The sequence below is a fragment of the Enterocloster aldenensis genome, assembly GCF_003434055.1.
In the GTDB taxonomy this organism is placed as follows: Bacteria; Bacillota; Clostridia; order Lachnospirales; family Lachnospiraceae; genus Enterocloster; species Enterocloster aldenensis.
Genome location: NZ_QVEX01000026.1, coordinates 23,503 through 43,350, shown reverse-complemented (window position 1 = coordinate 43,350; position 19,848 = coordinate 23,503). Strand labels below are relative to the sequence as shown.

Annotated in this window: 16 protein-coding genes; 15 read left to right on the top strand and 1 reads right to left on the bottom strand. The window is 50.1% G+C overall.

Annotated elements, in window-relative coordinates; translation table 11 throughout:
• Window positions 1-52: 52 nt before the first annotated feature.
• From hisH to DWX59_RS26860, 14 genes are all read left to right on the top strand, one after another.
• On the top strand, window positions 53-658 hold the full coding sequence (gene hisH, locus DWX59_RS26925; RefSeq protein ID WP_117563230.1) for an imidazole glycerol phosphate synthase subunit HisH: 606 nt from the start codon (window positions 53-55) through the stop codon (window positions 656-658).
• Between the two features lie 9 nt (window positions 659-667).
• Window positions 668-1,429, top strand: coding sequence for an imidazole glycerol phosphate synthase subunit HisF (hisF, locus tag DWX59_RS26920; protein ID WP_117563229.1), 762 nt, complete (start codon window positions 668-670; stop codon window positions 1,427-1,429).
• Between the two features lie 252 nt (window positions 1,430-1,681).
• Window positions 1,682-2,356, top strand: a complete 675-nt coding sequence (locus DWX59_RS26915) for a uracil-DNA glycosylase (protein ID WP_117563244.1) — start codon at window positions 1,682-1,684, stop codon at window positions 2,354-2,356.
• Window positions 2,357-2,467: 111 nt separating this feature from the next.
• A complete protein-coding gene (locus DWX59_RS26910; protein ID WP_117563228.1) occupies window positions 2,468-3,310 on the top strand; it encodes an undecaprenyl-diphosphate phosphatase in 843 nt (280 codons plus the stop codon).
• A gap of 445 nt (window positions 3,311-3,755) precedes the next feature.
• Window positions 3,756-6,281 (top strand): AAA family ATPase, encoded by a 2,526-nt coding sequence (locus tag DWX59_RS26905; protein WP_207660469.1) that lies wholly within the window; start codon window positions 3,756-3,758, stop codon window positions 6,279-6,281.
• 67 nt (window positions 6,282-6,348) lie between these two features.
• Complete coding sequence (locus tag DWX59_RS26900) at window positions 6,349-7,245, top strand: HNH endonuclease family protein (protein ID WP_147325873.1); 897 nt, start codon at window positions 6,349-6,351, stop codon at window positions 7,243-7,245.
• A 327-nt stretch (window positions 7,246-7,572) separates the two neighbouring features.
• Window positions 7,573-8,259, top strand: coding sequence for a transaldolase family protein (locus DWX59_RS26895; RefSeq protein WP_117563225.1), 687 nt, complete (start codon window positions 7,573-7,575; stop codon window positions 8,257-8,259).
• 16 nt (window positions 8,260-8,275) lie between these two features.
• Window positions 8,276-9,130, top strand: a complete 855-nt coding sequence (locus tag DWX59_RS26890; protein ID WP_117563224.1) for an NAD(P)-dependent oxidoreductase — start codon at window positions 8,276-8,278, stop codon at window positions 9,128-9,130.
• 38 nt (window positions 9,131-9,168) lie between these two features.
• Window positions 9,169-9,834 (top strand): DUF4867 family protein, encoded by a 666-nt coding sequence (locus DWX59_RS26885; protein ID WP_117563243.1) that lies wholly within the window; start codon window positions 9,169-9,171, stop codon window positions 9,832-9,834.
• Window positions 9,835-10,017: 183 nt separating this feature from the next.
• A complete protein-coding gene (locus DWX59_RS26880; protein ID WP_117563223.1) occupies window positions 10,018-11,796 on the top strand; it encodes a solute:sodium symporter family transporter in 1,779 nt (592 codons plus the stop codon).
• 33 nt (window positions 11,797-11,829) lie between these two features.
• Window positions 11,830-13,851: an alpha-glucosidase gene (locus DWX59_RS26875; RefSeq protein ID WP_117563222.1), complete on the top strand. Its 2,022-nt coding sequence runs from the start codon at window positions 11,830-11,832 to the stop codon at window positions 13,849-13,851.
• A 101-nt stretch (window positions 13,852-13,952) separates the two neighbouring features.
• Window positions 13,953-14,819, top strand: coding sequence for a TSUP family transporter (locus tag DWX59_RS26870; protein ID WP_434800813.1), 867 nt, complete (start codon window positions 13,953-13,955; stop codon window positions 14,817-14,819).
• Window positions 14,820-14,834: 15 nt separating this feature from the next.
• Window positions 14,835-16,172, top strand: a complete 1,338-nt coding sequence (locus DWX59_RS26865; protein ID WP_117563220.1) for a fucose isomerase — start codon at window positions 14,835-14,837, stop codon at window positions 16,170-16,172.
• Window positions 16,173-16,378: 206 nt separating this feature from the next.
• Complete coding sequence (locus tag DWX59_RS26860) at window positions 16,379-17,584, top strand: ROK family transcriptional regulator (RefSeq protein ID WP_117563219.1); 1,206 nt, start codon at window positions 16,379-16,381, stop codon at window positions 17,582-17,584.
• A gap of 104 nt (window positions 17,585-17,688) precedes the next feature.
• Here DWX59_RS26860 and DWX59_RS26855 read toward each other — a convergent pair whose 3' ends face one another.
• Window positions 17,689-18,720: a 3-deoxy-7-phosphoheptulonate synthase gene (locus tag DWX59_RS26855; protein WP_117563218.1), complete on the bottom strand. Its 1,032-nt coding sequence runs from the start codon at window positions 18,718-18,720 to the stop codon at window positions 17,689-17,691.
• Window positions 18,721-18,923: 203 nt separating this feature from the next.
• Between DWX59_RS26855 and DWX59_RS26850 the strand changes: the two genes are divergently transcribed.
• A complete protein-coding gene (locus tag DWX59_RS26850) occupies window positions 18,924-19,841 on the top strand; it encodes an EamA family transporter (protein WP_173906110.1) in 918 nt (305 codons plus the stop codon).
• Window positions 19,842-19,848: the final 7 nt, after the last annotated feature.

The following is a 19,848-nucleotide window of genomic DNA, read 5'->3' as shown; positions in this document are numbered from 1 at the left end:
TTTATTACGTTACCATGCTAAAATGTTAAACCATAGGAGCGAGGTTAATGATATGATTGCTATAATTGATTATGACGCAGGCAACCTGCGCAGCGTAGAGAAAGCACTGATATCCCTGGGAGAGGCGCCGGTCATCACAAGGGATGGGGAGACCATACTGGATGCGGACAAGGTCATCCTGCCGGGGGTGGGTTCGTTTGGCGATGCCATGGGACGCCTGCGCCAGTACGGCCTGGTGGATGTGATTCATGACACAGTGGAAAAAGGGTCCCCCTTTTTAGGAATCTGCCTGGGACAACAGCTTTTGTTTGGAAGCAGTGAGGAAAGCCCGGGAGTGGAAGGGCTTGATATCCTTCCTGGCCGTATCCTTAAAATACCGGACTGCCCGGGGCTTAAGATTCCCCATATGGGATGGAATTCCCTGGACATAAAGCCCCGGTCCAGGCTGTTTAAGGGGATTGGGAATGGGGCGTATGTATACTTTGTACATTCCTATTATCTGAAGGCAGGGGAGGAAGACATTGTGGCGGCTTCCACGGAATACAGCACCCATATACACGCCGCGGTTGAGCGGGACAATGTATTTGCCTGCCAGTTCCATCCGGAAAAAAGCAGCCAGGTGGGGCTTGCCATACTGAAAAATTTCATTGAACTGTAGGAGAGGGCTATGTTTACAAAAAGAATCATTCCATGCCTGGATGTGAATAAGGGGCGTGTTGTAAAGGGTGTGAACTTTGTGAACCTGCGGGATGCAGGGGACCCGGTGGAGATAGGGGCCGCCTATGATAAGGCCGGCGCGGACGAACTGGTATTCCTGGATATTACTGCTTCATCGGACAACCGGAACACGGTGGCGGATATGGTGCGCAAGGTGGCGGAAACCGTGTTCATCCCATTTACCGTGGGCGGAGGAATCCGCACGGTGGAAGATTTCCGCATGCTTTTGCGGGAAGGCGCTGATAAGATTTCCATTAATTCTTCCGCCATTGATAACCCGCGTCTTATCAGTGATGCGGCGGATAAGTTCGGGCGGCAGTGCGTGGTGGTGGCCATTGATGCCAGGCGCAGGCCGGACGGGTCGGGATGGAACATTTTCAAGCACGGAGGCCGTGTGGATGTGGGCATTGACGCCGTGGAATGGGCCATGAAGGCCGACCGGATGGGAGCAGGGGAAATCCTCCTTACCAGCATGGACTGTGATGGGACCAAGGCCGGGTATGATAACGTACTCACATCCCTAATCGCGGAAAATGTCTCAGTGCCTGTCATTGCATCAGGCGGGGCAGGTACAAAGGAGCATTTTTATGATGCCCTTACAAAGGGGAAGGCGGACGCTGCCCTTGCGGCATCCCTGTTCCATTATAAGGAGCTGGAGATAAGGGATCTTAAGGAATATCTGGCCGGCCGGGGGATACCGGTCCGGCTTTAGGGCGTGCAGATGGCGGTAATGAATTTTCAAACACGCCCTAATACAGCGGCATCTGGTCAAATGAAGCAGGAATGGAATCACGGGGCGGCGGCGCCTGGAAAGGATGCCGCCGCCCTGTCCGTGTTTTTTCCTGAAACCGGTCTTTCTTTTTTCTTTGACAAATATTTTGTATATATCCGTTGTTTCCTTTGTATTCCTATGCTAAAATATGAAAATATGGATAATCATGTAGAAGAAAAGGAGATGCAGGAGATGGCCGCAATATCCAATGACTGGCTGCAGCCCTTAAGTGGCGAGTTTAAGAAAGAATATTATAAAAAGCTGTATCAGACCGTAAAACACGAATATGAGACCAGGAAGGTATTCCCGGCGCCGGATGATATTTTCAATGCATTTGCATTTACGCCTTTGGCGGATGTGAAGGTGGTCATCCTGGGGCAGGACCCTTACCACAATGACGGACAGGCCCACGGCCTGTGTTTTTCCGTGAAGCCGGATGTGGAGATACCGCCGTCCCTGGTGAATATATACCAGGAGCTTCACGATGACCTTGGATGCTACATCCCCAATAACGGATATCTGAAGAAGTGGTCGGACCAGGGCGTCATGCTTCTCAACACCGTGCTTACCGTGCGGGCCCATCAGGCCAACTCACACCATGATATCGGGTGGGAGCAGTTTACGGACGCTGCAATCCGGATCCTGAACGACCAGGACCGCCCCATGGTATTCATCCTGTGGGGAAGGCCGGCCCAGTCCAAGAAACCCATGCTGACCAACCCAAAGCATATGATACTGGAAGCGCCCCACCCAAGTCCTTTGTCCGCATTCAGGGGCTTTTTCGGGAGCAGGCCTTTTAGCAGGACCAATGCATTTCTTGAGGAACATGGTCTGGCACCCGTGGACTGGCAGATTGAGAATATATAAATCAGGTATAGTGACGCATAAGATTACATAAAATGTACAGCATACAGCCTTGGCATCCATGTAAGGGGCATGATGCGCAGATTACGGGCAAACATGCGGTAAGGAGAATTTATGACTTTAGTTGAAGTGTTGAAGATAATTGTATTGGGAATCGTGGAGGGGTTCACGGAATGGCTGCCCATAAGCAGTACCGGGCATATGATACTGGTGGATGAGATCATCAAGCTGAACCAGCCGGATGCATTTAAGGACGTGTTCCTGGTGGTCATCCAGCTGGGGGCCATCCTGGCAGTCGTGGTCATGTATTTCCACAAACTGAATCCTTTCAGCCCAAGTAAGAGCAGCAGGCAGAGGGATGCAACCTGGTCCCTGTGGATTAAGATTGTCATTGCCTGCATCCCGGCAGCTGTCCTGGGACTTCTGCTGGATGACTGGATGGAAGCCCATCTCTTTAATGCGTATGTGGTGTCCGCTGCCCTGATAGTATATGGCGTGCTTTTCATTGTCCTGGAGAACAGCAGCGTTTGCTCCAATCCAAGGTTTAACAAGGTAGGACAGATTTCCGCCAAGACCGCGTTTTTAATCGGTATGGTCCAGCTTCTGGCCCTGATTCCAGGAACCTCCCGTTCCGGTTCAACCATCCTGGGCGCCATGGTGCTGGGGTGTTCCAGGGGAGCTGCCGCGGAGTTTTCATTTTTCCTTGGAATCCCGGTCATGTTCGGCGCAAGCCTTTTAAAGCTGGTAAAATATTTTGTGGCCGGCAATGTGTTCACAGGCCCGCAGGTGTTTTACACAATCCTGGGCATGCTCATAGCGTTTGTGGTATCCATCTATTCCATCCAGTTCCTGATGAGTTATGTGCGCAAGCATGACTTCAAGTTTTTTGGCTATTACAGGATTATATTGGGAGTGATTGTGCTGGCTTATTTTGGGATAACGGCATTGGCCAGCTAGGCTGTGTTCTGGCATTGGTTTGAAACGGTTATAATGGAACATTTTGTACCGCCCTGGAGACAGGGCGGTATTTTTGCTGGAAAGTGGAGGGAAGATAACCGAGGCGGTAATAATTGACGGTGTTAGACAAGAAATGATATACTGGGAAAGAAAGAGGGAGGGGTTGGAAATGTCTGTTGTTGATAATATAAGAGAAATCATAATGTTAAGAAAATATGATTTGCGGAGAGGTTACGCCATATTCCAAAATACTTTGGTTGAGGATGAAACACAACTCTGCCAATTATTATGCCGCATATTTGACGAAGAAGAAAAGGAAATTGAAAAAGAACATCAGAAATCATTTGTAACAGATGATTATGAAAAAGACATTATGTCCTTTGCTATAGATTTGGACCACGCATTATTTTTGGAGAAGACAACATTTTTGGACCAGAACATAAAGATGCCTGGTAAAACATATAAAGAGCTTTATGCCAGAAGACACATGGCCTATGCTTTTTTCCACAATCTGGATATCGAAAAGGACAGGGGAAAGAAGCACAATCGGAGCGTTTCAGGGCTGCATGAAACTGCTTATCCGGCCTTAATAGAGTTTTATGGGAATTTCATAGGGAAGTTTGCTGATAATGAAGAGGCAATCCGATTAATATGCCAGTTTTACCCCCAAAAAGAATTATCCGGGCTTTCCGTGGACAGGACGGCAGAAACGCTTTTTACACATATCCGGCATGCGGGTACCATGAAGGACCATGGATATGCCTATCATGGGATTGAGATGATTAAGACATACATCCATAATGTTCCGGAGGCAGTTCTGGGCAAAGTCCTGAGACAGTATCATCTGTACGGAATTATCAATGATATGGTTTGCCGGCATCAGATCCATGCTGTCATAACATCGTCCTCATTAACCGGTGAAAGACAGAGGAGATACAAATTCTGGTACCTGGATTCCCTGATTCTTGCCGATATCCTGAATAAGATTTTATATAAGAAGCTGCAGGAGGATACGGAAGATGTGGATAGGGAGTTTTTGGCGGATATAACAATGGATACGGATCCTCTGGTAGTCTTTGGGAGTCCGGAGGGATACTGGAAGAATAATCAGATTGGGGAACGGGAATTCTATCTGGACAATCATTTGGCATTTACCATTTCTTTATCTAAAGGCAATGTGGCTGTATCAAACCTGAGTGCGCATGTGATGGAATCGTTCCTCTTTGATATGAAAGACTGGCGGCTGGAGGGATACTACCAAAGACAGGAAGAACAGAGACTGTACGGAGTTGTTTTTGGCAGTTCCGGGGAAAAAATCAATTACAGGCAAATGTTGTTTTCGCTGCTTTTTTTAAACCGGTATCATGGGATGGAAGAGCAGCAGGTTGATTTTGACCATCGGTATCATTATGATAACCAGAAAAAGGAGCTGCGGATAAGCCAGGGAAAGGAGGGGAAGATACCTCATTTTTACGGAAAGGCCGTGTCCTCCCTTTCCTGTATTGTAGGAAAGAACGGGACCGGTAAATCAAGCACGGTGGATTTCCTGAGGGAGACATTCCTAAGGCTTATAAAACTCGTAGAAGAAACCGATATTATAATAGAAAATGGATACATAAAGAAGGAGGCGTACCAGGATTACCATATTTTGGGTGAGGATACGGAGTTCCTGGTGGTGTTCCGGCTGGACGACGATGCGTATTATGTGACAAACATAGACGGGATTACGGCAGAACAGGCAGTTCATTTAAAGCCTTTTAACAGGGGAACCATCAGAAGCTTCAATGAAATCAGCAAGCTGTTTTATTTTTCCGGTCTGCTGAAAAATGATTTAGAACCTTTTGCTGACACGGAGCAGAGGATGGATGTGGAGAAGGGAAGTAAGCAGGAACAGGCAATCATGTTGGATGACTTTAAGCAGTATGATTACTCTGAAATGGGAAGCTTCTTGGAAAAAATCACTTGCTGGAAGGAAGGCATAGCAGAGGATAAGGATTATATTAATAAGGAGTTGTGTTACCAGTTTACCTTTTTAAAATACATGGGACAGGACAGGATGAACCGTCTGCTGGATTTAAAGACAGATAAGATATTCCATGTCAGGAGCCGGATGCCAAACCATATAAATGACGCAGAAGAGCAGTTTACCTTGGGGCAGATTGGAAATGACCCTGAACAGCTTGACTGGCTGCTGGAAAAATTCGTACATTATCCGGATGCAAAGATAGAATACTTTTCCTCCGGGGAGTATGCTAAGTTTGCATTTCTGGCAAGGCTGTACTGGATGCTGGAAGGCTGTCAGCGTGAGAAACGGCTGTATGAGAATAAGTGGGGTAAAAATATCTTTGGTAACGAGGAATCGCTGCTGCTGGGGGAAACCGCTGTGATTTTTATTGATGAAGGGGAGGTTTATTATCATCCGGAGTGGCAGAGATGTTATATTGACATACTTTTGAAAATGATCAATGAAAATTTAAACCAGGAGCGGGTGCAGGTTGTGATTACGACCAACTCTCCTTTTATCCTGTCAGATGTGTTAAGGGAAGACGTGGTTTATCTGTCAGGGGAGGAGGAGAAAATCACGGAAATGCGGGAAAAGGAAATCACATTTGGACAGAATATACACCGGCTGCTTCGCAGGAATTTCTTTATGGAAGCTACGATTGGGGAATATGCCAAGACAATGATACAGGAAATGATAGGCGTGCTGCAAGGCGGGAAGAAGAGTAAGGCTGCAAGGATGGAGGATATCCGCAAATTTCTGCATCAGTATTATACTGAGGTAAAAGACGGGGAGGAATATGAGGACGTACAGAGATTGATCCATCAGGTAGGAGAACCTATTTACAGGGATAATCTGGAAAAACTCGTAAGCATACATAAGGCTGAGGATAAGAACTGGCAGATACGTGAGATGCAGAAAGAAATCCAACAGTTGGAGGAAAGGATACAAAGGCTAAAGCATGATTAGGATTAATGCATATTCAGATGGATTCCGGAAGGAATATTTGGCTGCAGTAAAAAAGAACGTCAGTATAATGGACAGGAAAGCAGTTGTAGCCAGCAGCAAAAAGTTCCTGCCTCTGGATTTTTTCACTGCAAAGGATGCAGAGGGCCGGTTTGAGGAATTGATTTTGGCTCCTTATAAAAAGCTGAAGGAGGCTGAGCAGTATATCAGGAATAATAAAAAGGCAGAAATGGAGGCGGAATGCCGTGACAGACATTCACCCCATAAACCGAAATTGACAGATTTGTATTTCAGGATATATGAAGCCTTTGGCGATGCGGCGGATTCTCAGAAGGACGGGAAGTCGCTGCGGGTCAGGCTGGTAGAGAATACCGGATTGACCGTATGTCCGTATTGTAACAGGGATTATATTAATGCAAGGGCAAGAAATGCGGCCGGGGCCCAGCTGGACCATTTCTTTGGCCGAGCCCAGTATCCGGTTTTTGCAGTAAGCCTTTACAATCTGGTGCCGGCCTGCGGTAACTGCAACCGCATCAAAAGCAAGGGAAGTGAAGAATTTGCATCCCCCTTTGACGAGGAAATCGATTTTAACCAGGAAGTGACATTTTCATACGAATCCCAAAACGACGGATACATCGTCAATATCGGGACAAAAAATGAACGCATGAAAAATAACCTTAATCATATGAAAATCCGGGAGGCTTATGCAATTCATGAGCGCGATATTAAGATGATATTAGAGAAACAAATGGAATATTCTATAAGCCAGATAGAAGAATTTCAAAAAATGTTTAAGGAGTTAAATGATTCGGGAAAAATCTATATAACAGAAGACGACGTGAAAAGGGCTGTTTTTGGACCGCCAATCCGCGAGGAGGATATGAAAACCCGTTCATTGGCTAAAATGTACCATGACATTTATAATCAGTTGGGGATATATCCGGTTACAGCCCGGCCAGGAAGCTGAGACGGAAGAAAAGCAAAAAAGTGCACAGTAAAACACTGCCCCTCGTATTGCAGCGGCTTGAAGTCCATGGAAGCAGGAGCGTGCAGGAGTTATGATCGCATTTGTCATTTTGTACAAAATTAATTAAATGAATTAAACAATATGACGAAACTAAGTTTTTTCCATATATCCCATTGACATTTAGCTATTTTAACTATATTATTGAGTTGAAAGGTTGGAGTAAGCGGATAAGTTCACAAACTCTCATAGGCCCAATCCCTTGCTACAATAATTGATTAATCAAATTAACAAATTAAATTAGAGTCAAAACAAGGAGGATGTAAGATTATGAAGTATTTTTTAGACAGTGCAAAGCTGGATGAGATCCAGACAGCCTACAACACATTCGGAATTGACGGTGTCACCACCAACCCAAGGCATATCATGCTCAGCGGGAAGCCGTTCCTCACAGCAATCCAGGGCATTGCGGACTGGATTAAGTCAGAAGGACTGGACGGATATGAGCGTTTTCCGGTATCTGTTGAAATCAATCCCCACCTGGATGAGGCGGAGGCAATGCTGGCAGAGGCCAGGAAGATTGCAGCCATCAGCCCTAACTTTGTAATCAAGATTCCGGCAACCGAGGCAGGTGTCACAGCAGCCAGGAAGCTGGAGGCAGAGGGAATCAGGACCAATGTGACCCTGGTATTCTCACCGGCCCAGGCCATCCTTCCGGCAAAAAACCACTCGCTGTTCGTATCCCCGTTCATCGGCTGGAAGGAAGCCAACGGAGAGGACTGTAAGGCGTATATCCGGAATATTGTGGACATTTACAAGAACTACGGTTTCTATGGGAAGACCCAAATCATCTGCGCGGCCATCCGGACACCGAAGCAGATTGTGGATTGTGCCGTGGCCGGGGCGGATATCGTTACAACCGGGCTGGCCGTGTATCAGGATACCATGAAACATGCCTATACCAACCAGGGAATCGGAACCTTCATTGATGCCTGGGACAATACGGTTACGGAATAAAAGGAGTACTGCAGATATGAAGATAGGATTTATCGGACTGGGAATCATGGGTGAGTCCATGAGCTGGAATATTGTAAAGAAACATGATGACACGGTGTATGTGTTTGATTTTGTAAAGGAAAAAACAGAGCTGCTGGCATCCAGGGGAGCCGTGGCCTGCAGTGATTCCGTGGAACTGGCAAGGAATTCGGACGTAATCATTTCCATGGTGCCAAAGTCAGAGCATTCAAGGTCTGTGTATATGGGAATCCTGGGCGAGCTGGACTCCACCAAGACCTGCATCGACATGAGCACCATCGACCCAAGCGTATCCGTGGAGATTGCCGAAATGGTGAAGAAGACTGGCGCCGGATTCATCGACGCGCCGGTTGTGAAATCAAAACCCGCTGCCGAGGCAGGTAAGCTGGGAATCTATGTGGGCGGCGACAAGGAAACGTACGAGGCCATGCGCCCCATCCTTCTCTATATGGGAGAAAATGTAAAACACATGGGGGAAAACGGCAAGGGCCTTGTGATGAAGATTTGTCATAACGCCCTGGTTTCCCAGATCCAGAACGGGGTTAACGAGACCATCAGCCTGGCTGGAAAGAATGGGATTTCCGTCATGGATTACGCGGAAGCCATTTCTTACGGAGGCGGCCAGAATTTCTATCTGGATTCCAAGAAAACGGCTATCGGGAAAGAGGATTATACCACTGCCTTTTCCGTGGAAAATATGGCCAAGGATGTGAATATCTGTATGAATCTGGCAGAGGAATGCGGACTCTCCATGCCGGGGGAGCAGGCGGCTGCACAGGTTTATGAAAAGGCGTTGGAACAGGGATATGGGAAAGAGGATTTTTGTGCTACCATAAAGGTGGTAAGAGGCTGATTCAGGGAAGGATGGAAGAAGGGAAAATGGACAGTACGATGATGGAACGTCTGAACCGGGTCAATACAGTCCCGGTCTGCCCTGTGGACGGCAGGGAGTTTGAGACATACGGGCGGATTGTAAAGGGGTATGATTTCTCTGAACTGATATCATATATGGAAACAAGGTCTGATATTCCGGAAAACGGCAATGTCTATCTGCCTTCTGTTCCTGAAATGGAGCAGGCGCAGGTGGCCGGGCTCCTGAGGGACAGCTTCTACGGCGGGATGGACATCCAGGTAGGATACTGCAATGGCAGGAACACGACCTACAACGGATTTGAATACCACAAAGGAAGCGAGATTAACATTGCAGTAACGGATTTCATGCTGGTATTGGGACATACCTGGGAGATAAGGGACAATACATACAGGGTAGAGGACGCAAAGGTGTTTTTTGTGGAAAAGGGAACAGCCATTGAGATGTACCAGACCACCCTTCACCTGTCGCCCTGCCGCGTGACAGACAAGGGGTTTAAGGATATCGTAATCCTTCCCAGGGGAACCAACACACCCCTTGAAAACCGGAGGCAGCCGGTGGAGGAAGAGGGAAAGCTGCTTCTGCAGCGCAATAAATGGGTCATCGCCCACCCGGGACGGGAACCCTTGATCCGGCAGGGGGCATTCCCGGGGCTTCTGGGGGAAAACAGGGAACTTAAGTATTGAATAACACCGTAATTCAAAATAAAAAACGCTGCCCAGGCACAGCTTGTATCCTGGCAGATGGGGCTGGACCCGGGCGGCGTACAGTTGAGGCATGTGTACCTCCAATGCATATCCATGGTATCACAACGGCTCATCTGAGTATACAGGTAAATTGTACAAAATTAAAAAATGGGGGAATAATTTATGGAACATCTGATGTTTACCTTAGTTACATTCATCCTTTTTACAGCCGCCGTGGGTGTGATATCTGCGAAAATCGTAAAGGGCGGGGATGACCAGAAAACGGCAAAGGGATATTTCCTGGCAGGAAGCGGACTGGGAGGAACCTTCATAGCCGGCTCCATGCTGCTGACCAACCTTTCAGCCGAGAACCTGGTAGGCCTTTCCGGCCAGTCCTACGCAGCCAATATGTCAGGAATGGCATGGGAGGCAACCGCTGTCATAGCAACCATTGTCATGGCCTTTGTATTTCTTCCGCTGTATCTGAGGAAGGGATACACCACCCTTCCGGAGTTTATGGAAGAGCGCTACGGCATTTTCGTGCGCCGTATGGTATCCCTGTTTTTCCTGGTGGGATATCTGTTGATCGGTATTCCTGTGTGTCTGTACGCGGGCGCCATCGGCTTTAACCAGATATTTGACCTGTCCCATATTTTCGGTATCAGCTCCCAGACAGCGCTTACCATCCTGATTGTGCTGGTTGGCATCATCGGGGCATTGTATGCAGTGTTGGGCGGACTGAAGGCAGTGGCTGTATCCGATACCATCAACGGCGTCCTGCTGGTGGCCGGTTCCCTTCTGGTTGTGGTATTCGGTTTTATCGCAGTGGGGAATGCCAAGGCGGACGGAGGTTTTTTTGCAGGCGTCAGTTATGTCCTGGATAACAACTATGCCCAGTTAAACGCAATCGGAGGCAAAAATGACCCGGTGCCCTTTGCATGTATCTTCACCGGCATGGTGCTGGCCAACCTGTTTTACTGGGGCACCAACCAGGTCCTGATCCAGAGGGCGCTGGGCGCAAAGAACTTAAAAGAAGGGCAGAAGGGCGTGCTTATTTCCGGTTTCCTGAAAATGATGGTGCCCATGCTGCTGGTACTTCCCGGTGTCATTGCCGCGGCGCTGGTGGGGACCGGGCTGGAGAGCAAGGATTTCGCATATCCCACACTGGTGGCTAAGGCGCTTCCGTGGCCGGTGGTTGGCCTGTTCTGCGCGGCCCTGTTCGGCTCTGTCATTTCCACCTACAACTCCTTCCTGAATGCGGCTTCCACTGTATTCATGGTAGATATTTATAAGCCCATTTTCAATCCCGGATTGTCGGATGAGAAGACAGTTGCCTATGCCAAGAACATCGGATGGGGATTTGCGGCATTTGCCATCTGCTTTACACCGTTCCTTCAGGTGCTGAGCACGGGCCTGTACGACTTTGGGCGCAGCTTTACCGGATTTTACAATATCCCTATCATTACCCTGGTACTCATCGGCATGTTCAGCAAGAAGGGATCCTCCCTGGGAGCAGTGGCTGCCTCTGCATGGCACGTGTTCTTCTACTCAGGCTACAAGTTCTGGTTCAAATACATTGACATGCCTGTTACCAATACGATCCTGGGAATCAACTACATGCACATTTATGCAATTTCCTTTATAGTCATGCTGGTCATCATCTTTGTATGTGCGAAAATCAGACCAAATGACAAGGTATTTGACAACAGCACCCAGAAGAACGCGGCCTATGATATGACGCCCTGGGTACATAAAAATGCAGTGGCCGTGTGGCTGGTATCCTTCCTGGTGTATGAGTACTTCATCTTCTCACCGGCCGGTCTTGCCACGCCGGACAGGAACATGGGGCTCATTGGCGGAGTGACCCTGGCGCTTGTGGCTGAAACCGTAATCCTCTATTTGATGGAAAAAAAGAAACGGGTAAGCGCAGAACCATGTCAGGCAGTGAAGGCTGAAGCATAGGAAAATAATCCAAAACAGGCAAGGAGGTTTCATATGGAGTTTATTCGCAGGGAAATGGACTGGGAGTTAAAGGCAAACGGCCGCAGCATACTGGATTGCAAAGGCGGCAAGCCCATGATTTACGTTGGATACGGGGAAGAATCCGTGGATATGTACAGGGGAAATTATAAGATTGAGGACTATGTGGTGGAACGGCGCCCCTTAGGTGTGACCGGGATCACAGAAGGGCCGGAGGGCATTTCCATGGACATGGAAGGGCAGCTTACCCTTACGGTCAGGGTTGAGGGCGAGTGCGCGGTCCTCTCCTTTCACCAGGTGGATCCGCGTATCAACCGGTTCTGGTTCCGGGTGGATGCGGACGAAGAGGAGTGCTGCTACGGATGCGGTGAGCAGATGTCTTACTTTAATCTGAGAGGAAGGCATTTCCCTCTGTGGACCTCCGAACCTGGGGTCGGAAGGGATAAGACCACCTATGTGACATGGCGTTCGGATGTGGAAAACAAGGCGGGAGGCGACTATTACAATACCAACTATCCTGAACCCACCTTTGTATCCAGCCATCACTATTACCTCCATGTGGATTCCACGGCATATGCGGATTTTGATTTCAGGAACAAGGATTTCCATGAGCTGCAGATTTGGGAGGTGCCTGCATCCATCCGCATTGAGGCAGCCCCCACCTTCCTGGAACTGCTGGAAAAGCTGACTGCATTCCTTGGGCGCCAGCCTGAACTTCCTGAATGGGTATACAACGGCCTGATCATCGGCGTACAGGGAGGCAATGAACGCTCCTTCGGACTCCTTGACAAGACCCTGGAAAAAGGAATCAAGGTGTCCGGCCTGTGGTGCCAGGACTGGTGCGGCAAACGGGTCACATCCTTTGGAAAACGTCTTCAGTGGGACTGGCAGTACCATAAGGAAATGTACCCGGACCTGCCAAAGCGCATTGAGGAGCTTCACGCCAGGGGCATCCGGTTCCTGGGCTATATCAACCCCTATCTGGTAAATGACGGCAGCCTTTACAAGGAAGGGAAGGAAAAGGGCTACTTTGCCACCAAAGGGGACGGCAGCGATTACCTGGTGGATTTCGGCGAATTTTACTGCGGTGTGGTAGACCTGACCAATCCGGACGCCTATGAATGGTTTAAGGATGAAGTGATTAAAAAGCACAGCCTGGACATCGGCATTGACGGCTGGATGGCTGATTTTGGGGAGTATCTCCCGACAGATGACTTAAGGCTTTACAGCGGTAAATCCCCCATGATTGAACACAACCGCTGGCCGGCCCTCTGGGCAAAATGCAACTATGAAGCGGTGAAGGAGAGGAACAGGCTGGGGGAGGTTGTATACTTCATGCGGGCCGGGGGAACCGGCAGCCAGAAGTACTGCACCCTTTTATGGGCAGGGGACCAGTCCGTGGACTTTACCGTCCATGACGGGCTGGCAACGGTTATCTGCGCGGCCCTAAGCGCGGGCATGACCGGATGCGGCCTGAGCCACAGTGACATCGGCGGTTACACCTCCCTGTTCGGCAATACCAGGACAAAGGAACTGTTCTTAAGATGGTCCGAGATGGCCGTGTTCACGCCGGTGATGCGTACCCATGAGGGGAACCGCCCGGACACGAATTTCCAGTATTATGAGGATGAGGACTGCATGGGACAGCTGGCAAGGCTGGTGGATATCTATACCATGCTGGCCCCGTACATGAAGACCCTGGTAAAGGAAAATGCCGAAAAGGGCATACCGGTGCAGCGGCCGCTGTTCCTTCACCATGAGGAGGATAAAAGGGCGTATGCCATCCAGTATGAATACCTGCTGGGGCGCGACCTTCTGGTGGCCCCGGTCTACCTTGAAGCCAGGGAAAACTGGGATGTGTATCTTCCTGAGGGCGAATGGGTCCACCTGTGGACCGGGGACCCATACCAGGGCGGGGATGTGAACGTGGATGCACCCTTAGGTTATACCCCGGCATTTTACCTGAGGGATTCGGAGTACGCGCCTTTGTTTGAGGAAATACGCAGGAAATATGGTACAGGGGCCGTAACGGATTAAGGCGGGAATGAATGTTTGGATACGCCAGGACAGATGGCGCAAATGGGTGTCCGGGCGCTGCCAGGCGCCTTATGGAATAGAGAAAAGAAAGCAGATAATATATTATGGGATACGCAGTATTTTTCCTTGTCATACTTTTGTCCAACATCATACAGGGAATCACAGGCTTTGCAGGGACCATCCTTGCAATGCCTCCCAGCCTGATGCTGGTAGGGTATGATACGGCCAAGCCCGTGCTTAACGTGCTGGGCCTGCTGTCAGGGATATATGTGTTTGCCGGGCACAGGAAACATGTGTGCTGGGGTGAGCTTAAGAAGATTGTGGCCGTGATGGCAGCAGGGATTGTGGGAGGCATTTTCCTGAAAGGATTTTTTGCTGGAAGGGAAAGGGCGCTCTATGCGCTGCTGGGGCTGTTTGTTGTCTGTCTGTCCCTTCAGGGGCTGCATAAGCTTTGGAGGGATTGGCTTGGGACGCAAGAGGATGCGGCAGCAGGGGCTGAGGCAGCAGCAGAGGCTAAGGCGGCGGCAGGTGCTAAGGCAGCAGAGGCTAAGGCGGCGGCAGGTGCTAAGACAGCAGAGGCTAAGGCGGCGGCAGAGGGCAAGGCGGCGGGGCCGGATAAGGCGGGCCTTTACCTCCTTCTTGGCCTGGCCGGGATTGTCCATGGCATTTTTGTATCGGGCGGCCCCCTTTTAATCGGATACCTGACTAAACGGATCCAGGATAAGGTCAGCTTCAGGGCCACCATTTCCACGGTGTGGGTGGTGCTCAATACCATCATCCTGCTGGATGATATCCGTTCAGGGTTATGGAACCCGGAACTGGTAAAGATACAGGTGGCTTCCATACCTTTCCTGTTAGCGGGCATGGCGGTTGGAAGCCGGCTTTATGCGAAGATGAGCCAGCGCCTGTTCATGCTGATTACATATGTACTTTTGTTTGTGTCGGGAATTTCCCTGTTAATAAAGTAAAGGAGATATAAAATCATGAAATATCAAGTTGCATATATACCGATTGGAGTACCTACCTTCCATCTGGAAAGCGCCCAGGTGGAATTTGACAAATCCGTGGGCCTGATTTCCTCCCTCACAGAGGACGGCGTTTACCCGGATAAAATGCTGCTGTCCATGGATGACCTGTGCGCCTACCTGGATACAATCAATCCCGGGCTTATCATCCTCCAGAACATTACCTTTGCCAATGCAGCCTTTGCCAGCGAGGTGCTTAAGCGCTTTACCTGCCCCGTTCTGCTGTGGACCCTGAGGGAGCCGGTGATTGACGGAGGGCGCCTGAGGCTGAATTCCCTGACCGGGGCATTCTCAGCGGGCAATGCCTTGCGTGCGTTCAGGGACAGTGAATTTGAATATATCTTCGGCTCCCCGGAAGAAGACGAGGTGGCAGGATCTGTAAAGGCAGCCATTGGCGCTGCCAGGATTAAGCACCAGATGCGGGAACTGAAAATGGCTTCCATCGGCCATACGCCCCAGGGCTTTGGGTTCGGAAGGGCGCTGGATTCCGAGCTCATGCGCGCCTTTGGGGTGACGCTGGATTCCATTGAAGCCAGGGAGCTGATTGACAAGGCAAAGTCTTTTACGGATGAGGAATGCGCGCCCTGCCTTGAGGAAGCCAGGGCCATGATGGTGGGGCTGGACGGCACGCCGGAGAAGAACGTGAAGGATTTTGCCAGATTATATAAGGCATACAAGGATTATGTGGCTGAGAACCACATCGGCGCATTATCCTCCAGATGCTGGCCTGACTTCTTTACCTCCTTTGGGACGCCTGTATGTTCCGTGCTGGCCATGCTCAATGCGTCGGGGATAGCCGCAAGCTGTGAGTCCGACGTGTACGGGGCATTGTCCATGTATATCGGGACACAGCTCACCGGCAGCCCTGTTTTTTTCGGGGACCCTGTATCCATGGATGAAAAGGAAGGAACCATTACCTTCTGGCACTGCGGAATGGCGGCCTGCACCCTGGCAAGAAAAGATATCGGGGCCCGGGTGGGCGTACACCCCAACCGCAAGATCGGACCGGTCATGGATTTCGGATGCCAGGCCTGTGACCAGGTGACCATCTTCCGGGTAGGCCGTAAGGCGGACGGAAGCTTCCGGTTCTTTATCGCATCCGGCGAGGCATTGGACCGCCCAAAACAGTTCTGCGGAACGTCCGTGGTAGTGAAGACAGACCATGATGCCAAAGATATCATAGTAAAAAGTGTGAAGGGCGGCTGGGAACCGCACTTTGTGGTGATTTACGGGGGTGTGGCCCGGGAGCTTACCATGCTGGCACATATGATGGGGATGGAGGCCTGTGTATATTAGGATGCATCCAAATTTTCCTTGATTTTAAAAGTGTTTGCGCCTATACTGATATGGGATAAGATTTACAATATCTGAGAATACAAAGTGTGGCCGGTTCCGTGAAACAGTTATGCATGACAGGAAGACATGACAGTAATACATAACAGTAAGACATAACAGGAAGTCCCTGGTGCAGCGGACCGGGAAATGATAAGGAGGGAGAAGATATGGGCTATACGGGTATTAACCTTGAAAATGTAAAAGTGAGTAACCGAAGCGCCATATTGAAACTTCTGAACGACCATGGCGCCATGTCCAGGAAGGACATAGCCCTGGAACTGGGACTGACACCGGCCACGGTTACCATGATCTGCACCCAGCTTCTATCTGCGGGAATCCTTGTGGAAAAAGGGGAGATGGAAGAGGAGAAGCGGGCAGGCAGGAAAAAGGTGTCCATTGATATTAATTATCAGTATAAATATGTGCTTTCCGTGAGCATAGAAGCGCCTGAAACCTGCATATCCATCAGCGACCTGAAGGGAAGGCTGCGCGCCTGCAGGAAGCTGAGGACAGACGGGTCACTGGAGCCGCAGGTATTCTTAAAACAGGTGGCGGATGAGGGCAAGTCCCTTATGTGGGAACAGGGAATATCAAAGGAGTCTGTCCTTGGCGCAGGCATATCCCTTCCTGGCCCTGTGAAGCGGGATACAGGGGTCAGCCTTCATGCTTACCGCATATGGAACGAGGCGGTGCCGGTTGGGGAATATATGAAAATGTTCCTGGACCTTCCCGTGGTGGTGGAGAATAACGTAAAGGCATTTGCAGAGGGGGAACTGATATACGGCACAGGCAAAAATCAGGAAAACCTCCTGTTCATCAAATGGGGGCCGGGCGTTGGCTCGGCCATCATCATACAGAACAAGATATATGACAGCCAGAATTCCAAGACAGCGGAAATCGGCCACTATATCGTGGAGCCGGGCGGGCTTTTATGCCGCTGCGGCAGGCGGGGCTGCCTGGAGACCCATGTGGCCACCTACGCCATTGCGGAGCGTGTGAGACGGGCCTGCACAAAGGACTCCATGCCCGGACTCCATGCATTCGTGGACGGGGATGTGGATAAGATTGAAGTCAGGAACATGGAACAGTGGATAGGGATAGAAGACCCGGGACTCCAGAAAATCATTGATGATATTGTGGAACGGCTGGCCAGGACCGTGGTGAACACCATCACCCTGCTGGCGCCGGATAAGGTTATCATCTATGGGTTCATGTTTGAGATGGACCATATCCAGAAACGGTTCCTGGATTTCTGCACGTATTATGATTCCCTGTATGACGGGGACTATATCCTGAAATCCGGGCTCAGTGACCGCATTGGATACATCGGGCCTTTGGCAATTGTTGTGAATGAAATGTTCCTGGGGATGTAAGCCCCATGGGATTAAGATGGATAAGGGAGCCCGGATCATGTAATGGTGTATCACATGATCCGGGCTCCCTTCTATGTTTTCCGGTTTTATCTTTCCTATTAACCTTAATCCAGGTTATCTGCAATCTCATACAGCAGACGTTCTGAATCTTCCCATCCCAGACAGGGGTCCGTGATGGACTGGCCGTAGCAGTGCTGGCCAATCTTCTGGCTGCCGGGTTCGATATAGCTCTCAATCATAAGGCCCTTTACCAGCCGTTTGATATCTCCGGAATGACGGCGGCTGTGAAGGACTTCCTTTGCAATCCTGATCTGTTCCTTATACTGCTTGTTGGAGTTGGCATGGTTGGTATCCACGATGCAGGCCGGGTTTTGCAGATCACGCTTGGCATACAGGTCAAAGAGCAGTTTTAAATCCTCGTAGTGGTAGTTGGGGATGCACTGGCCCCGTTTGTTCACCGCGCCTCTGAGGATGGTGTGGGTCAGAGGATTGCCGGGGCACTGTACCTCGCTGGCCCGGAAGATGAAGTCATGGGGAAGCTGGGCAGCCACCACAGAATTAAGCATGACGGTCAGGTCACCGCTGGTGGGGTTCTTCATGCCCACGGGCACGTCGCAGCCGCTGGCCACCAGGCGGTGGAACTGGTTCTCCACGGAACGGGCGCCCACGGCAACATAGGACATCATGTCGGAAAGATAGTTCAGGTTTTCAGGATAAAGCATCTCGTCCGCGGTGGGGAAACCTGTTTCCCGCAGGACCCTCATGTGCATGTGGCGGATGGCCAGTATGCCTTCGAACATATCTGGTTTTTTCTCCGGATCCGGCTGGTGCACCATGCCCATATAACCCTCGCCCGTGGTCCTGGGCTTGTTGGTGTATACCCTTGGTATGATGATGAGCCTGTCCTTTGTCTGTTCCTGGACCTTAACAAGACGGCTGGTGTAATCACATACAGCCTCTTCGTTGTCAGCAGAACAGGGGCCGATAATCACAACAAACTTTTGGCTTTCCCCGGTAAATACTTCTTTGATTTCCTGGTCCCGTCTGCGTTTGATTTCTGCCAGTTCAGGGGCCAGCGGAAACTGTTCCCGTATTTCTGCCGGTGAAGGCAGCTGGTTGATGAATGTGAATCCCATATCTTATGTCCTCCCATGTATAAATACCGCGCCCGGTAAAGTCTGGCGCTGCATATCCGCCTGATCCGGGTGCACGGATGTATTCCAATGCTTCATTATAGTATAGAAACCGGGATTCGTAAAGGGTTAATACCATGAAAATGTTGACAATATGGGGATTTATAAGTATAAATAGAGCATGACAGGATAGGAGTATGGGAAATATGAAGATACAGAACAGACAGACGTTGGGAACCATGATGGCATTGGTGGGAGGCACCTGCTGGGGCTTTTCCGGGTGCTGCGGCCAGTTTTTATTTGAACAGAAGGAAGTGCAGGCGCCGTGGCTGGTCACGGTGCGCCTCTTCTTTGCTGGATTGATCCTCATCATGATTGGATTCAGGTTGAACGGCAGACAGAACCTGAACATATTTAAGCGGAAACAGGATGCACTCCACCTGCTGCTGTTTGCTGTTTTCGGCATCACATTCTGCCAGTTTACATATTTCATGGCCATCCAGGCATCCAATGCAGGCACTGCAACCGTGCTTCAGTACCTGTCGCCGGTCCTGATCCTGATGGTGGTGTGCATCAGGGGGAAAAGACTTCCCAAAGGACTGGAACTTGGGGCAATCGGCCTTTCACTGCTGGGGACCTTTGTCATCGGCACCCATGGGGACATCCACTCCTTCCACATTACGGGGGAGGCACTGTTCTGGGGGCTTCTGGCAGCTGTCAGCGCCATGATTTATACCATGATACCGGGCGGGCTGATCCTCAGGTATGACATCTACCAGGTGCTGGGATTCGGAATGCTGATAGGAGGCATTGCAATGGGGATATTCGTGCGTCCGTGGACCTATCATCCTGTCTGGGACCCAGGTACGGCAGGAGCGCTCGGCGGGGTAATCGTGGTCGGGACAGCGCTGGCTTTTGGCCTGTACCTTCAGGGGGTCAGCATGATAGGACCTTTAAAGGGAAGCATCATGGGAAGCGTGGAGCCTATATCAGCAGTCATTATTTCCGTGTTCTGGCTTAAGACCTCCTTTACCCCGGCTGATTTTGCCGGGTTTGCATTGATCCTGGGCGCTGTGTTTGTCCTGACGTTTGCCCACAGACCGGCTGCCGGGCCGCTGCCATAATCCATTT

What these genes read in the sequence shown, in the direction of transcription:
- hisH (WP_117563230.1), top strand. Translation starts at nt 53, where the DNA reads ATGATTGCTATAATTGATTATGACGCAGGCAACCTGCGCAGCGTAGAG.
- hisF (WP_117563229.1), top strand. Translation starts at nt 668, where the DNA reads ATGTTTACAAAAAGAATCATTCCATGCCTGGATGTGAATAAGGGGCGT.
- DWX59_RS26915 (WP_117563244.1), top strand. Translation starts at nt 1,682, where the DNA reads ATGGCCGCAATATCCAATGACTGGCTGCAGCCCTTAAGTGGCGAGTTT.
- DWX59_RS26910 (WP_117563228.1), top strand. Translation starts at nt 2,468, where the DNA reads ATGACTTTAGTTGAAGTGTTGAAGATAATTGTATTGGGAATCGTGGAG.
- DWX59_RS26905 (WP_207660469.1), top strand. Translation starts at nt 3,756, where the DNA reads ATGCCTGGTAAAACATATAAAGAGCTTTATGCCAGAAGACACATGGCC.
- DWX59_RS26900 (WP_147325873.1), top strand. Translation starts at nt 6,349, where the DNA reads ATGGACAGGAAAGCAGTTGTAGCCAGCAGCAAAAAGTTCCTGCCTCTG.
- DWX59_RS26895 (WP_117563225.1), top strand. Translation starts at nt 7,573, where the DNA reads ATGAAGTATTTTTTAGACAGTGCAAAGCTGGATGAGATCCAGACAGCC.
- DWX59_RS26890 (WP_117563224.1), top strand. Translation starts at nt 8,276, where the DNA reads ATGAAGATAGGATTTATCGGACTGGGAATCATGGGTGAGTCCATGAGC.
- DWX59_RS26885 (WP_117563243.1), top strand. Translation starts at nt 9,169, where the DNA reads ATGATGGAACGTCTGAACCGGGTCAATACAGTCCCGGTCTGCCCTGTG.
- DWX59_RS26880 (WP_117563223.1), top strand. Translation starts at nt 10,018, where the DNA reads ATGGAACATCTGATGTTTACCTTAGTTACATTCATCCTTTTTACAGCC.
- DWX59_RS26875 (WP_117563222.1), top strand. Translation starts at nt 11,830, where the DNA reads ATGGAGTTTATTCGCAGGGAAATGGACTGGGAGTTAAAGGCAAACGGC.
- DWX59_RS26865 (WP_117563220.1), top strand. Translation starts at nt 14,835, where the DNA reads ATGAAATATCAAGTTGCATATATACCGATTGGAGTACCTACCTTCCAT.
- DWX59_RS26860 (WP_117563219.1), top strand. Translation starts at nt 16,379, where the DNA reads ATGGGCTATACGGGTATTAACCTTGAAAATGTAAAAGTGAGTAACCGA.
- DWX59_RS26855 (WP_117563218.1), bottom strand. Translation starts at nt 18,720, where the DNA reads ATGGGATTCACATTCATCAACCAGCTGCCTTCACCGGCAGAAATACGG.
- DWX59_RS26850 (WP_173906110.1), top strand. Translation starts at nt 18,924, where the DNA reads ATGAAGATACAGAACAGACAGACGTTGGGAACCATGATGGCATTGGTG.